The 14332-nt window shown below is 57.9% G+C and carries 15 protein-coding genes; 5 read left to right on the top strand and 10 right to left on the bottom strand.

Going from position 1 to position 14332, the window contains the following annotated elements; all coding sequences use genetic code 11:
• The first annotated feature begins 68 nt into the window (after window positions 1–68).
• Entirely contained in the window at window positions 69–1226 is a 1158-nt protein-coding gene (gene coaBC, locus C449_RS07630; RefSeq protein ID WP_006077406.1) for a bifunctional phosphopantothenoylcysteine decarboxylase/phosphopantothenate--cysteine ligase CoaBC, read from the top strand.
• A gap of 28 nt (window positions 1227–1254) precedes the next feature.
• Here coaBC and C449_RS07625 read toward each other — a convergent pair whose 3' ends face one another.
• The gene (locus tag C449_RS07625) at window positions 1255–3045 is read right to left on the bottom strand and encodes a flippase activity-associated protein Agl23 (protein ID WP_006077405.1); all 1791 of its coding nucleotides are present in this window, start codon (window positions 3043–3045) and stop codon (window positions 1255–1257) included.
• Window positions 3046–3131: 86 nt separating this feature from the next.
• The gene (locus C449_RS18095; protein ID WP_161606445.1) at window positions 3132–3284 is read right to left on the bottom strand and encodes a hypothetical protein; all 153 of its coding nucleotides are present in this window, start codon (window positions 3282–3284) and stop codon (window positions 3132–3134) included.
• Window positions 3285–3686: 402 nt separating this feature from the next.
• Here C449_RS18095 and C449_RS07620 point away from each other — a divergent pair, with 402 nt between their 5' ends.
• Window positions 3687–4100, top strand: a complete 414-nt coding sequence (locus C449_RS07620) for a type IV pilin (protein ID WP_006077404.1) — start codon at window positions 3687–3689, stop codon at window positions 4098–4100.
• A 959-nt stretch (window positions 4101–5059) separates the two neighbouring features.
• Window positions 5060–6037, top strand: coding sequence for a hypothetical protein (locus tag C449_RS17800; RefSeq protein WP_152415679.1), 978 nt, complete (start codon window positions 5060–5062; stop codon window positions 6035–6037).
• A gap of 89 nt (window positions 6038–6126) precedes the next feature.
• On the opposite strand, the gene C449_RS07610 is transcribed toward C449_RS17800, so the two are convergent.
• From C449_RS07610 to C449_RS07580, 7 genes are all read right to left on the bottom strand, one after another.
• Window positions 6127–6438, bottom strand: coding sequence for a hypothetical protein (locus C449_RS07610; protein WP_006077403.1), 312 nt, complete (start codon window positions 6436–6438; stop codon window positions 6127–6129).
• 68 nt (window positions 6439–6506) lie between these two features.
• The gene (locus C449_RS07605; protein ID WP_006077402.1) at window positions 6507–6800 is read right to left on the bottom strand and encodes a hypothetical protein; all 294 of its coding nucleotides are present in this window, start codon (window positions 6798–6800) and stop codon (window positions 6507–6509) included.
• 283 nt (window positions 6801–7083) lie between these two features.
• Window positions 7084–7992, bottom strand: a complete 909-nt coding sequence (locus tag C449_RS07600) for a restriction endonuclease (RefSeq protein ID WP_006077401.1) — start codon at window positions 7990–7992, stop codon at window positions 7084–7086.
• 289 nt (window positions 7993–8281) lie between these two features.
• The gene (locus C449_RS07595) at window positions 8282–8584 is read right to left on the bottom strand and encodes a hypothetical protein (RefSeq protein WP_152415678.1); all 303 of its coding nucleotides are present in this window, start codon (window positions 8582–8584) and stop codon (window positions 8282–8284) included.
• A 202-nt stretch (window positions 8585–8786) separates the two neighbouring features.
• Entirely contained in the window at window positions 8787–10268 is a 1482-nt protein-coding gene (locus C449_RS07590; protein WP_152415677.1) for a helix-turn-helix transcriptional regulator, read from the bottom strand.
• Window positions 10269–11050: 782 nt separating this feature from the next.
• Window positions 11051–12037, bottom strand: a complete 987-nt coding sequence (locus tag C449_RS07585; RefSeq protein WP_006077398.1) for a tyrosine-type recombinase/integrase — start codon at window positions 12035–12037, stop codon at window positions 11051–11053.
• A gap of 1 nt (window position 12038) precedes the next feature.
• Window positions 12039–12605, bottom strand: coding sequence for a hypothetical protein (locus C449_RS07580; RefSeq protein WP_049913951.1), 567 nt, complete (start codon window positions 12603–12605; stop codon window positions 12039–12041).
• 51 nt (window positions 12606–12656) lie between these two features.
• Between C449_RS07580 and C449_RS07575 the strand changes: the two genes are divergently transcribed.
• The gene (locus C449_RS07575) at window positions 12657–12998 is read left to right on the top strand and encodes a type IV pilin N-terminal domain-containing protein (RefSeq protein WP_049913950.1); all 342 of its coding nucleotides are present in this window, start codon (window positions 12657–12659) and stop codon (window positions 12996–12998) included.
• Between the two features lie 127 nt (window positions 12999–13125).
• Here C449_RS07575 and C449_RS07570 read toward each other — a convergent pair whose 3' ends face one another.
• On the bottom strand, window positions 13126–13572 hold the full coding sequence (locus tag C449_RS07570; RefSeq protein ID WP_006077395.1) for an SHOCT domain-containing protein: 447 nt from the start codon (window positions 13570–13572) through the stop codon (window positions 13126–13128).
• A 141-nt stretch (window positions 13573–13713) separates the two neighbouring features.
• On the opposite strand from C449_RS07570, the gene hpt reads away from it, so the two are divergent.
• Window positions 13714–14283 (top strand): hypoxanthine/guanine phosphoribosyltransferase, encoded by a 570-nt coding sequence (hpt, locus tag C449_RS07565; protein WP_006077394.1) that lies wholly within the window; start codon window positions 13714–13716, stop codon window positions 14281–14283.
• The last annotated feature ends 49 nt before the right edge of the window (window positions 14284–14332 follow it).

Here is a 14332-nt window from a genome sequence, read left to right as displayed (position 1 = left end):
GTCCTCCATTTTTCGACATCGGGTGCTTGACGGCGGATTTAAACCGCGAGGCGACCCATGCTCAGAGGATGTTGCGCGGAGTGAACGTTGCACTCGGGATCACGGGATCGATAGCGGCGGTCAAGACCGTCGAACTCGCTCACGAACTCCGTCGCCAGGGGGCCACAGTCCGTGGCGTGATGACCGAGAGCGCCCAAGGGATCGTTCATCCCTGGGCCGTCGAGTTCGCCACCGACAACTCCGTCGTGACCGGGATCACGGGGCGAGTCGAGCACGTCGACCTCTGCGGCCGCGAGGGCTGGGCCGACGTCCTCCTGATCGCCCCCGCGACCGCCAACACCGTCGGGAAGATCGCGGCCGCGATCGACGACACACCCGTGACGACGTGTGCGACGACCGCGCTCGGGGCCGGCGTTCCCGTCGTCGTCGCCCCCGCGATGCACGAGCCGATGTACGACCATCCCGGCGTGAGTGAGACGATCGAGCGCGTCGAGTCGTGGGGCGTCGCGTTCGTCTCACCCCGGATCGAAGAGGGGAAGGCGAAGATCGCAACCGAGGAGGCGATCGTCCTCGGGACCGCGCGCGCTACCGGCGAGACGCCGCTCGCTGGCCGTCACGTGGTGGTCACGAGCGGACCCACGTCGGAGGCGATCGACCCTGTTCGAGTGCTGACCAACCGCTCGTCGGGGAAGACCGGGCAGGCGGTCGCGCGGGCGTGCTACGCCCACGGTGCGGACGTAACGCTCGTCCACGACGGCGGTGAGGTTCCCTACGCCACGGTCGAGCGTGTCGAGAGCGCTGAGGAGATGACGGCGGCCGTCGAGGAATCCGTCGCGGCGGCTGACGCGCTCGTTTCGGCGGCGGCGATCGGCGATTACACCGTCGAGCGGAGCGACGAGAAGATTCGGTCGGGCCAGGAGGAGTTGACGCTCGCCCTCGAACCGACGCCGAAACTGATCGACACAGTCCGCGACGCCCACCCCGATCTCCCGATCGTCGGATTCAAAACCGAGACGAGCGGCGACGACGAGGCGATGATCGCTGCCGCACGCGAAATTCAATCACGTGCGGGACTCGCCTTCGTCGTCGCCAACGACGCGAGCGTGATGGGCGAGAACGAGACGCGTGCGCTCGTGGTCCGTGAGGACGAGACGAGCGAGTACGCGGGTGACAAATCCGGACTGGGCGCACGCGTCGCCGAGTCGTTGAGCGGCGAATTCGACTGAGAGTCGTGCCGGAACGCTACAGCGAGAGTTACGTCGCCGAGTTCCGGTCTTCGTCGACGTAGACCGTGACGCTACTGATGGTACAGCCGCTGTCGTAGAGGAACCGATCGACATCGTGGCGCTCGTAACCCTCCATGAACTGATCGATATCGGTGGCATCGTCGTACTCTTTTCCACAGGACGACACCCGATCGAACGCGATCACGACCGGCGGTCGGTCGCCGCTCGCCACCGCCCGCTGGACCGCCGCCGCATCGGCCGTACTGTTCGTCTCCGCGCCGTAGGCTTCGAAATACCACGCGAAGGGCAGGCGCTCGAACCAGCCGTTTCCAGCGATCGGTGTGTCGTGGGATCGAGGGTTCGGCGCGTAGAGTTCGTCGCCGTCGAAGTCGGGATCGTCGCCGTAGTAGAGCACGTCGGTGCCGTCGTTTTCCGTGACGGTCTCGCGAATCTCGCCGAGCAGCGGCTTCATCTCGCTCGCGGGCTGGGCGTACTGGACGAGTTCGTTGTCTTCACCCTGCGGGTCGGCGAACGAGGTATCGTAGGCGGTCACGCCGACCTGGCCGACGATCGCGATCACGACCACCGCCGCGGCGACCGCGGCGATAGTGTCGCTCTCGTCGAGGCTTTCGAGACCGACGCGGCCGATCAGAGCGAACCCGACCGCCGCCGGGATCGCGAGCGGCACGACGACGTGGATCACCTCCCACGGGAACGGGTTGTCAACGGCGATCGGGTAACCGATCGCGCTGGCGACACCCCAGTAGGTCGCGAACGCCACGAGGTCGCGCGGCTGCCTGCCGGTGTACCGGTCCACGAGAAAGCCCACGAGCGCGAGTACGAGCAGGACCAGCGCGCCCGCAAGGAGCACCGACCAGAGCTGCCCTGCAGTCGAGAGGTACGAATCCTGGTTCCCGCTGCCCCACTGCCCGAGGAAGGCGTTCCACGATCCGAGGACCGCCTCGCCCACCAACGCGGGAAGTAGTGTCGGATCGGCGAGCGTCGCGCCGAGTGTCGGTTCCGCACCGGCCGCTTCGCCACGCGGTGCGTAGAAGAACACGAAGATCGCGAAGAACTCCACGACCGCGAGCGCGAGGTGGAGTCCCCAGCGTCGGAGCGCACCCGCGACCTGCCGCGTTCGGCCGACGACCGCTCGCCGGAGCCCTCGCTCATCCATTCGATCGACGAGCAGCCGACGATCGAGGAGTAACACGGTCGCACCGATCCACGTGACCGGGTAGAGCAGGGCGTTCTCCTTGGTCGTGAACGCGAGCGCGAACGCGGCGGTGCCGAGATAGAGGAACATGGGCCGGCGGTGGTCGTACGCTCGGAGGAAAAACCCGAACGCAACGAACATGAACCCCGCAAGCAGGAGGTCGTTCCGATAGAACCGCGAGTAGTAGAGCAGAATGGGGTTCGCGGCGAGCACGAGCGCGAGCGCGATCGTCTCGCCGTTCCGAAGCCGATGGCGAAAGAGCAGCGCCGCAAGCGGGAGCAAGCCGCCAACGACGGCGACGACCAGTCGCATCGTGAAGTCCGAGGCCCCGAACAAGGCGAACACGTAGCTGTCGACGATCGTCAGGAACGGGCCGTGGACGATCGGGCGATACCAGTAAACGCCCGTCTCCATGTAGCGATACGCCCAGTAGGCGACGCGGGCCTCGTCCTGGTGGGCGACTCGCGCACCGAGCCCGAACAGCCGGACGGCGAGCGCGAGGACGGTGATCGCTGCGACGACCAGTCGAGGATGGGACGCAACAGTAGCGAGACGATCGCGGAAACCGACGGCGAGCGTCGATCGGGAAGACTCGGTGGACATGAGTGAGTACGGGGTTCAGGGGTCGAACCGGCGGATCGCCGGTCGGTATCCGAACGCGTCACCGCTCTCGCACAATACGGTTGCGATCACCGTTCGCACTCGGTCGGGTCGTCCGGCCACGATGCGTCGCCGTGAAACGTGACGCCCATGCGCTCGGAGCCGGCTTGGGCGACGCTGCCGATACCGAGTTGGCCGACCGTCGGGGCGGCGGGGAGCGCGGCGAGCGTCGCGAGAGACACACCTCGAATCAGCCAACGCCGGGACTTAATCGTTCTCAAATCCGTCCTCCCTCCATCGTTCGCCACATGACGGTCAGTAAGACGAGTCACTGAAGTTGCGGGAACCTCGTGACAAAACTCTATTGAACTGGTGACATGTGGTAGGGAGAATCAAAGAAAAATATTATATAGGATGTTGCGCAACTCGTAGTGACACACCAGCGTAAAACGAACTGCGGCGGTGGCGATAGTCGAACGGTTGGGTGGTGTCGAAGGCCGCCGAGTCCGGGGCTGGTGGGTGAGCGAAACCAAAATGAGAGAACGAATCAACGAACTTCGATCGGATTCACGTGCAGTCAGCCCAGTTATTGGCGTCATGAAAAACGTTCGGACTACCAGTGACTACAATACGGGACGCAAACGATGAACCTGTTCGATAGGCTGTCCGGTGATGACCGCGCAGTTAGCCCCGTTATCGGGGTTGTGTTGATGATTGCGGTCGTGGTCATCCTCGCCGCCGTGGTCGGCGCGTTCGCCACCGGCGTTTTCGGGAATCAGAACAGCGCACCACAGGCCAGTTTCAGTTACGACGCAGCGAATACCCAAGTGGTCATGGAAAGTGGTGATGCGATAGATTCAGGCAATCTATACACCAAAGTAGGCGACTCTGGCAGATCGGATTGGGGTGGAACTGATACAAGTGGAGAGGTCACTGCTGGCAGCACTTCGGACGTATCGGTAAGTAGTGATACCACCGTTCAAGTGATATGGGACGACGGCAACGGAAACTCCGCGGTGCTCGGATCATTCGATGCCGGTGGCAGTAGCGGCAGTTAATAATCCGGCTTCCCGAGTTCACCCTCTTGGGTGGACTGAGCGGTCCGATACAACACCCATTTTTCGGCGACGATGGATAAGCGTTGGGCCAGTAAATATGGCACACACGCCAACATCGCGCCACTGACGGCGTTCTGACGCCCGGTGAAACGAACTCCTTTTGCGTCGTTCTGACGGCGCACACACGGCGACTGTACTCGTTCTGATGACGACAGGGATTGAAGCACGTATCCGCTGTTCACGCGACACACGACGCCCGGCGAACCCGTCTCTCGACACGCAAAGGGTGGGTTCGATGGCGCGGAACAGGGATGCGCAGCGCGACAGGCTGGTTCCGGCGTGCGCCAGTGCCCCTTTAATCTGACATATAGCGGTACTACTGGAAAAGAGACCCACGAAAATGCGTACACCATTTGCCAGCCCATTTGGTGCGATTCAGCGGAATGACAGTAACTAACTACCATCGGTTTGTCGCCTCAAGCAGTGAAACCCAATTCCGTACTTAGGGGCGTGGTCGGGATTGTTTGCTTGGGGTTCGCACTGTGGGTCATCCCAAAATTGGTATCAGCGTACTTTTCGTTTATTCCTCTTGTTCGCAGACGTGGTGGGACAGTTCTACTGTTCGTCGGCCTCATTGGAGGGGCGGTATTGATCGGTTCGTTCGGACTGAGTCTGCTAACTGGCAAGTATCGAGATTATCGAAGCATCCTTCATCGTGTCTGGCTGGTCATGGCTTGGGTCGTTGTTTTTGCATTCGTCTTTGGCTGGTCGGCGGTAACAACCGTTCCATAACGCCCCGACAACCACCTCAGAGGCAGTATCAGCCCTGTCGATCCGGAACCACCGCTCGAATCCTGCGGGTAGGAGAATACGCAGTGTTTGCCCTCGCCCTGTGACTGTCCACCGGACACCAAAAATGATATCAGCGTTTCATTCCACCGAAGATGTAATTCACCAATATGGCGCTGCTCCAATTCTATGGCGTTCTTGCTTCAACAGCAAGCATTTTCGTTGGTATCCTTACTGCTTACCTTGTTACGCGGTATTCCGATCTCAAAACTCAACGGTCGCGCATACGGCAACGAGCCAACTCTGTTGAAGCCGAACAAGAGGTCCTACTTGCCCGTAAGGATTTTCGCACTGAACAAGTTGAGCAAACCGAGGTTCGTTGGAGGCGTGAAAGCGCAGAAGACGATGTTGACTCGTTCATAAAATACGATGTTGGTAGTGATTGGGACCCACCTGCAACTGAAATATCAGTTGACGATGCGATGCAGGGGCTAATCACGCATCGAGGACTGACTGCGGATGACCTAATTCAGCACCATGCCGAAACAATCCGCGAACGTTGGGATGAAATCCTTGAAAAGTTGCGATCAAGAGGCCCAACAATGGATTCAGCGGTATTTCTTGATAATGACTTCAAATATATCGTCGAAGCACTCTGGGACATATACGACCGCGAAAAATATGACCGCCATGACTCGGTTGTTTCAGAAATTCAAGGTGATATTGACGAATTAGAAGACGAATGGGAACTGTTGGTAGAAGAAGACAAATCGTTAGACCCCCAGCAGCTTCAAGATGGTATCAAATCGGCTGCCGTTCCAATTGCTCTGTCAGTCATGTTTCCTCTTTTCGTCCGTCTTCTGCATGAACTCGGGTGGACCTATTCATCCCCGTTCGCATGGATCGAACCTGTAGCGGTGTCCGTAGTATGGATAGTCGGATTCCTGTGGACACTGGGGTTCCTGTGGAAGCGCGTTTCCAATACCGAAGAACTACTAAACGAATCGCCCCCATCTCAGCGAGAAGGAACCGAATCTACAGAATCAACAGAAGATAGCGACTCCTCAGATGACGGTTCGACAGACACCGACGATACAACCAGTCAAGATAGCGGCGAACCCGAACCGGGGAACATAGTACGGGATTAGTCGTAGCAGCCCGACCACCGTGGCTGTCCACACACGGCTTTAGATAGCCCGCGCGCTCCCTGTCGCTGCCCTGAAAGAAGTTGTATCCGTCAGACGGCGCTGATGGTCGATGTAACCCTTGTCGATAGCTTTGGGTCGGGCAGGTCCTGCCAGTCGTTCTCGACGGATACGCGGTAGATACGGTCGGCCACAACGACGACTGTGGCCTCGCCGTCCGTCGGTGGCGATGTGAAGTCGCCGTCGCTGTCATGGGATGCACTCTCGGTAGCCTGTAGCACACCACGGACGGCAGCCGTCATGACATGGACGATCTTCTGGCGCTGGCGGTCACGGCCTATCGACACTTCGGCGAAAACATCATCTCCGTCGGATACGGTGATGGCCAGATTCAACTCGTTCATTCGTAGTCCGGCATCTGAATCACGGACGGCGGAACGAATCTCCCTGTTCACTCCGTCAGCTTTAGAACTCATTGTTCCTCCAGTTCCGCGATGTCGCTTCGATGTCGGTCAATCTCGTCGCGTAGTTCGGCCGTCTGACCGGCTTCGGTCGCACCAAGACTACGTGCCAACACCGCGCCGGCCGGACTCATGTCGTCAGACTGTACTTCCAATTCCTCGACTCGGTCGCACTTCGCTTCGATTAGTTCCTCGGCGGCGTTGTCGGCGGCACGCTGCCAGCTCGGTTTTCGCTTCGCTTTCCGCTGTAATCGTTCATGGCGCTGTTCAAGCTCCGCAATCGTGGCTTCGTCTTCGTCAGTCATGATTTGATAATCAGTGAATCACCCAGTCGCTGCGGATGCGAAATTGTCATTGCCAGACCTATGTCACGAAGCCACAAAACACCGTCGTTGAGGCCCCCTAACGTCCCGTATCGACACATTCTATAACACAGATGGTCTGTATCGACCAATACGGTGATGTCCGACGATACGATTTCTTCACAGTATTCAATTGGCGGTGAAAAGCCGCGGGTGGACGTTACAACCGAACTGTGCTGCAAAACACAAACGGCAACCATCAATAATAAACTGGCTGCGCCCCTTCCTACTCGGATCGTTCCGTGATGGATTCGCGCGAATCGTCTGCCGATTCGACACTGAAGCTACCGGATTCCTCGATTCCTTGGGGCCGTGCCCGTTCATAGGCATTCTTTCGACGATACAAGTAGATTCCGCCAATAAGGGCGTTTAGAAACGGTATGACGGCAGTAGCGGCATAAAGCGTCTTGTATGGTGTCCAGTCAGTTTCTCCCGCTACTCGTTGCGCCTCGTAGTATAGGCCGGGTGGCATCACGACCCACGTGATGATGGATACAAGCCCGAATATACCGTCCAGCGTCCCGCCACTACCAGAATATCCTGCTATTCCCAGTATGAAACCAAAAGTCCATACTGCTGTTCCAAGTTGGATGAAACGATAGTACGAATCATTGGAAATGCCGGCCCAGAACCCCTCATCTGTTGATTTATCTTCGGATTGAGCCTCGTTGACAGTGGGGGATGCAGTACCAGATATCACATCGGATGTATCGTATTGGTCCAGCAGATCGTAGCTATTGAGTCGGTCAATCAGTTCGACCATTTCGTCGCCGTTGACGGTTTTAACGTTCAGTTCTTGGGCGCGTTCCTCGGCGTCGTAGGTGAACTCGTTGGATGTTACAATGACGACGGAATCGACGTTGTCTTCCTGCTCTTTCAACGAATAATATTGCTGCATGTCAGGGCTGCCAACGGTCGTATTGGGACCGTAGCGTTTCGCTTGTATCAGCTTCTTCTGTGGATACGGGTTTTCCTTCGTCGCAATCACATCGATACCGGCGTCTGAACTCGCCTGTGACACCTCAGTATCCCATCCCTGCTGTTCCCATAGATCGGCCACCAGATGCTCAAAGTCGTAGCTGTCCATCGACTGTAGCTGCGACAAGACCTGCCCGGATTCTCTCGTCGTTGCCATCTGCTTGAACGAAATCACCGATGGGCGGCACTTAGTGTTTGTCACTCACCCACATATCGTGTCTGTGTGTCACGCCCGATTAGCAACCTATCCTTCCCTTCCTGCGACAATACCATGCCGCTCAGAACGACCACAAACACCCACTGGCGTTGGTCCGTATCGACACCGTTGTGTTGTCAACAGAACATCGACAGCCGATATACCACGCGAAAAGTGTAGTTGAACGGCGCAATCACTGGCCGAATTGCCGAATGAACGTCTCTTGCTCGAACCGAAGCGACTGGTTCAGTCAGTAATCGCCGCCGTAGAACACGTCGGTGTCGAACTCATCGGGATGCTCCTCGACCATACGATCCTCCAAGTCGGATTTCAGCGCAGACAGACCACCATCGGCCTTTTCGAAAGCGTCCCGCCATACGGTCTTTGGCACGGCGTCGCCACCACCCAACAACTCGTGAAGTTTGAACAGCTCCTCGCGTGCCTTCTGTGCCTGTTCGCCGATTTCTTCCCAGTCATCCATGTCGGTCGTCTGTTTCTGCGCCATAGCGGACAGGTGAACGATGGGACCGTTAGTTGTTCGGGTCAGTGCCATCCACGACAGTCCTTGGCACGAAGTTCACGACTCCATAATAAGCTTAGTATGGGATTGCGAACTTCATGCTACACCCTCCCAAGTTCAACGTAGATTGCCGTCGTCCTTAACGACTACCATGATAACGACTGTGAAGGTACAATAGTCCCATACTAAGCTTAGTATGGGATCGTGGTAGCTTCACAATGATTCACATGGACTCCTAATTCCACACGTATTGACTGCTGTATGGGCCGGGTTTGTCTTCAACAGCGACGAACCCATTCTCATCCAGTCCGTTCAACGCCTTCGATGCTGCCTGCTGGGATAGTCCGGTCTCGTCAACGATTTCACTCTGCGACATTCCGTCGCTGTCACGAAGGCAATCAACGACAGCCCTACTGCTACTTCCGCTGAACGTCATCATCTTCAACGGCTCAGGTTCGACCCACGACGGCGTACACATCGACGTGACAAGGACATGCGCCTCCTGTCCGTCGCGTCCAAACCGCAGAATCGACTGTAGCACCTGATTGTGGACGTAGTGGTGGTATATCTCGTCGCCGACGGCTCGGTAGGAACGATCTACTCCCTTGCCGGACCCCTCGATTGCGGATCCCATGAAAGCGCCCCACCGCTTGAATGTCTCGTCACCGGGGTGTGGGGAACCAAGGACAGCTCCGACAGTCGATTCACGAAAAGCGTTCGATGACTTCACCGACGCGAAGTTTCGATATTCGTCGGCGTGATGAAGAACTCGGTCGTCTTCGTCGTACTCACGAATTGCTGCTCTCGTCGTGATGACATCGGGATCGGCATCGAAGTGCATCCCTATCCCATGAAGTAGCTTCTCGTCAGTCTCGGCATACAGGTGATTGCCCGACGAATACGGTCGCGTGCCGGCCTTATCCGGATCGTGCGCACCGTACTGATGGACTTTGATATCCAGCGCGTCGGTTAGATAGTCGTTCATCCTCGACGGCGGAACGACTCGCTCGTGGTCGAAGGAAACGCCAAAGGCCGTATCCCACATGCGTTTTGTGGGTGTGCCATCAAGCGCGGCCACTCCGTTCGCGTCGTCGAAGTTGGGGACGGATAGCAGATGGACGGCGTTCTTCTCGGTGTTCCATGCGACTTTTGGGGACATTCGTCGCCGGACGGACGTGTCTCGCAGCGCCATTCGTTGCCACCCATCCGGTGTCGGTTTGGGGATCGTCTTCTCCGTTGTTCGGAAGCCGTTACCCAAATCCTCGGCGAACAACAGTCCCAGCACAAGCTCGCCGGCCAGTCCATGCACATCACCATCGTCATCGATGACATCCCATGAGTCGGGGTTCTTGTCGCGGTAGTTGCGAACGAACCAGCGGACGGCTTCGGGTCTTCGTTCGTGACGATGTTCGACGAAATCAGTCCAGTCGTCGAACGGAAGCCCGCGCCGACGTGATACGAATGCCGAAACCACGGGTTCGGGATCGTGGAAGGTGGTTACGGCGGCTTCCTCGGCGAACTCATCGATGACGATCGTCCGATTCTCGACGGCGGACGGAACGTTAGCATGGACGTAATGACCCACCAGAACGTCGTAGTTCGCCGGCTCGAAGTCCCACGCCAGCTGGTAGGGGCAAGTGCCCTCATCGCTGCATGGCAAGTCCATCACTTTGTGGATGGCAGCACCGCCGACGTTAGGACCGTAGACAGTCGTCACACGATTGCGCCACTCGTCGCCGTGGTCGCCTTCAAATGTCGGACACGTCCGGTGTGGGCTCGGCAGGACCTTCGGTTTCAGTCCGTGGTCGCGCGCCAGCTTGCCGGCTTGGTCGTACAGGTCCTCCCGTTGGGTTAGGTAGGTGATCGGTTCACCTGTGTCCTCAACCGCAGCGAACAGTCCAGTCGTCTTGCCGGCGGCAGGTGGGGCTTCGACTAAGGTCTCTCCGTTGGCCCGAAGCGCGTCGGTGATGACCGCTCTCGTCCGGTCACGGACCCACTGCTGGGTTAGGACTTCCGGTGGTCGTTCGTTCGTCGTTCGATTCGTCGATTCGTCCGTAGTGGGGGTAGTAGCCAAGATCTCGATATGCAGCTTGTCGTCTCACCACCGTGTTGACGAGGACAATAGGCCTAAGTGCCCCGCAACCGAAGCAAATGGCACAGGTCTCCACCCTGTCATCGTCACCACGATGGGATTCGAATCGTGGCCGTTCGGATGATCTCACCCATCCGAACATCAGTTCCTAACTTTCTACCGTCAGGTAAGGCGACGATACGCTTGAATGTTCCGGCACTTTGACAATTTTAATACTGACCGTACTACCGTCTTGCGATTATCGACAGATAACGACATAGGTTGTGTTGACTGTCGCACCCCTATGCCGCCACGACGCGCACAGTGCGTTCTACGGCGTTCTGACGGTGACGAATAGCAGGCGTTTCGTCGGTTCGTGCGACGGTCACAGCGACCGATATTGGGCTGAAAATAGCCGGAAGGTGGGGCTACGCGGTGTCGAACCGGTGGTAGGCGTCCCGGATTTCCTCCTCTTTGAACTGAAGATAGCGTTTGGTTGTCTCGATGGACTCATGCCCGACGTGCTCCCGAACGAAGGCAATATCAATGTCGTTGCGCACCGCGTTCACACAGTGGCCGTGTCGGAACGCATGGGGCGTAATCCGATGGTGGTCTTTTCCGGCCGGGTCGGTGTATAGTACGGACTGGATCCCTGCTCGCTTCGCGGTGTCGCGCACCATCTCTTGGATTCGGGACTTCCCCAATTTCTCGGACCGGTTTGTTAGAAACAGGTGGTCTGACTCAGCAGCCGGGGAATGGGTGTCCCGAAGATGGTCGACCCACATAGCCATCAGGGTGTCTACCTTGCCGGGCTGCCACCACACGGTGCGCCAGTCGTCGGTCTTCTGGCTGTGAATCTGGATGGACCGCTCGTCCCGGTCGACGTGTTCAAGCTTCATGTCTCGACATTCTTGAACACGAACACCGGTCTGAAACAGAATGCGCAGGATTAGCTGGTTTCGATGTTGGGGATTTGGTGCATCCTCGCACATCATGTTGACCTCCTCGGGGGTGACGAAGACAACGTTGTCCGGGTCGTCGTCGGTCTTTTTTGTGCCTTCCATCAGCCCCGAAACCGACATGTAATCCAGATTTTCCATCGGGTTGTCGTCTTCGTCGATCACGTCGTAGATACCAGATAGTTCTTTGAATAGCATCGTGACCGACATATAGCGCGACTGGATGGTGGCAGGTGCGTATCCCTGCCGGTCGTTCCAAATCAGATACTTCCGGATGTCGCGTGCCGACAGCTCCGTAACGTCGTCGTGGCCGTTGTCCTGCATCCAACCGTAGAAGTTCTTCAGATCGGAATGCCGGGTCTGGTAGGTCCCATCGGATTTCAGCCCGTGAACGTCGTCAAGAAACTCATCGATGTGCTCGTTCCCGATGGGGGTCCGGGTGGTGGTGGCTGCCATATCAATTCACTCGGAACCAGCTTTCATCGCCACCGATGTTTTGTGAATCGACAAGCGGCGTGTCTTCTTTCAATTGTTGTAGTGCCTGTCGCACACGGATCGGATCGGTGTCCAAGTGATCAGCGATATCGCTGATTCGTCCGGTCAGAACTGTGCCTTCGTCAACGGCGTGCTCTTCGCCGGACAGTACATCTTGGGTGGTCCGACCAGCCATTCCCTCTGACGGCAGGCATTCGAACACATCCCCTGCGAGATCGGTGACATCGGTCGATGGGCCTTCCAACTGGGATTCCACGGCATCCATCCGATCGTGAACGTCGTCGACGCCGTTCTGGATGTCCAAAAGCAGGGATTCGATGTCGGATAGTCGCTCGGCCACGTCGCCCGAAGCCCCCCCGCCACCACCGTACTGTCCTCGGATTTCTTTCCCGACTGCCGCCCGGACAAGGTGGGACACGTAGCGATAATCGGGATGTTCGTCGACGTACTGTTGCCATTCTTCTTTCACGTCCGTGTCAAGCGATATGTTCACTTGACCTGTGTCGGAAGCCATTTTCCGGTCACCCATTCAGATACAAAGTCGCCAAGGTTATAGTCGTTACTTTACTTTTCAGGCTTTATTGGCGTCGTCTTGATGATCGCGGTCGTGGTCATCCTCGCCGCCGTGGTCGGCGCGTTCGCCACTGGCGTTTTCGGTAATCAACAAACCGCACCACAAGCCACCTTCACCTATGATAGTGGTACGATAACGATGAGTGGAGGAGACACGCTGGACGGCGCAAATATCTATACTGTCGTGGACGGCACTCGACAGGACGCTGTGGGCGGTGAAATCACGGCTGGTACTCAGATCGCGACAGGTCTGAGTCCAACCGAATCTGTGAGCGTCGTTTATGATGATGGGGAAGGTAACTCAGCAACGCTCTTCAGTACCGATGTGAGTGGCGGCAGTACCAGCTAAAACCCATAACTAAGCCGCTCTCGTCTCCCTTATCTGGGGTAAACTGAATGGGGCGGTGCAGTTCCCATTTTTCCGTGGCAATAACGGACAGCTGGCGAATCAAAGAGGATCGAACCTATCGCTTGCACTACTCTCGCAACCGCTCGCGTTCGCGATACTGGTCCTCGACGGTTTCGAGAGACTCGGTGTCGAGGAGTCGTTCGACTTTCCGCTCGAACTGTTCGTCGGTGAGTTCGCCGCGGGCGTAGCGGTTTCTGAGGGTTTCGAGGGCGTCGCGGCTGTTGGTCGAGGACGGATCGTTGGACGAGTCGTCGGATACCCAGCCACCACCGGTCCAGCTGTCCTCCCACCGTTTGCCATCAGTCCATTCTTCCTCGTCGGCGTGTTCCTCCCAGTCCTCGTCGTCGCCGAACAGCATCGAGACGACCGGAACGACGACGATGTAGCCGAACAGCAGCGCTGCGAGCCACCAGCTCTGACCGGTGAACATGGCCGCGAGCCAGACTCCCGTCACCACCGTCGAGGCGATCCCCGTGGCGTTCCGCCGGAACCGCTCGTATGGCGTCGTGGCCATATGATCGCTGGTTGACGAGCCGGCGGTAAAAATCCATCTCTCGGTACGGCCAGACGTCGATGCGACCGATGGGTCGGCGAGCGAGCGCGGCTCACGACCGACGACCGTCAAGTTTTACCGACGACTCGATGTACCAGCGGCATGAATCAGCTTCGGGACTCGCTGCTCGACGCGCCGATCATCGAGAAGGAAGGCTATCACTACTTCGTCCATCCGATCAGCGACGGTGTCCCGATGCTCGAACCCGAACTCCTGCGCGAGATCGTCATCAAGATCATCCGGAAGGCCGCGCTCGAAGACGTCGACAAGATCGTGACACCCGCCGCGATGGGGATCCACATCTCGACGGCGACCTCACTGATGACCGACATCCCTCTCGTGGTGGTCCGCAAGCGCCAGTACGGGCTGGAGGGAGAGGTCGCGCTCTCGCAGGTCACGGGCTACTCCGAGAACGAGATGTTCGTCAACGACGTCGATTCGGGCGATCGGGTCCTCCTGCTCGACGACGTCCTCTCCACTGGCGGGACGCTCCGCGGGATCACCGGCGCACTAGAGGAGATCGGCGCGGAGATCGTCGACGTCGTCGCGGTCATCAAGAAGGAAGGCGGTGGGAACGAACTCGACGACAGCCCGTACGACGTGAAGACCCTGATCAACGTCGACGTCGTGGATCAGGAAGTCGTCATCACCGATCCCCACGGCGACGGCTGAGGCTCCGTCTATACGGTACTTCCATCGGTACCGCTCCCTCGTTTTCGAG

It is taken from the genome of Halococcus saccharolyticus DSM 5350 (genome assembly GCF_000336915.1).
GTDB classification, from domain to species: Archaea; Halobacteriota; Halobacteria; order Halobacteriales; family Halococcaceae; genus Halococcus; species Halococcus saccharolyticus.
Note: the sequence above shows the minus strand (reverse complement) of the source record. Positions and strands in the feature narration are given on the sequence as shown.

Excerpts from the sequence above, each read along its gene's own strand:
- coaBC (WP_006077406.1), top strand. The coding sequence starts at position 69 with ATGTTGCGCGGAGTGAACGTTGCACTCGGGATCACGGGATCGATAGCG.
- C449_RS07625 (WP_006077405.1), bottom strand. The coding sequence starts at position 3,045 with ATGTCCACCGAGTCTTCCCGATCGACGCTCGCCGTCGGTTTCCGCGAT.
- C449_RS07620 (WP_006077404.1), top strand. The coding sequence starts at position 3,687 with ATGAACCTGTTCGATAGGCTGTCCGGTGATGACCGCGCAGTTAGCCCC.
- C449_RS17800 (WP_152415679.1), top strand. The coding sequence starts at position 5,060 with ATGGCGCTGCTCCAATTCTATGGCGTTCTTGCTTCAACAGCAAGCATT.
- C449_RS07610 (WP_006077403.1), bottom strand. The coding sequence starts at position 6,438 with ATGAACGAGTTGAATCTGGCCATCACCGTATCCGACGGAGATGATGTT.
- C449_RS07605 (WP_006077402.1), bottom strand. The coding sequence starts at position 6,800 with ATGACTGACGAAGACGAAGCCACGATTGCGGAGCTTGAACAGCGCCAT.
- C449_RS07600 (WP_006077401.1), bottom strand. The coding sequence starts at position 7,992 with ATGGCAACGACGAGAGAATCCGGGCAGGTCTTGTCGCAGCTACAGTCG.
- C449_RS07595 (WP_152415678.1), bottom strand. The coding sequence starts at position 8,584 with ATGGCACTGACCCGAACAACTAACGGTCCCATCGTTCACCTGTCCGCT.
- C449_RS07585 (WP_006077398.1), bottom strand. The coding sequence starts at position 12,037 with ATGGCAGCCACCACCACCCGGACCCCCATCGGGAACGAGCACATCGAT.
- C449_RS07580 (WP_049913951.1), bottom strand. The coding sequence starts at position 12,605 with ATGGGTGACCGGAAAATGGCTTCCGACACAGGTCAAGTGAACATATCG.
- C449_RS07570 (WP_006077395.1), bottom strand. The coding sequence starts at position 13,572 with ATGGCCACGACGCCATACGAGCGGTTCCGGCGGAACGCCACGGGGATC.
- hpt (WP_006077394.1), top strand. The coding sequence starts at position 13,714 with ATGAATCAGCTTCGGGACTCGCTGCTCGACGCGCCGATCATCGAGAAG.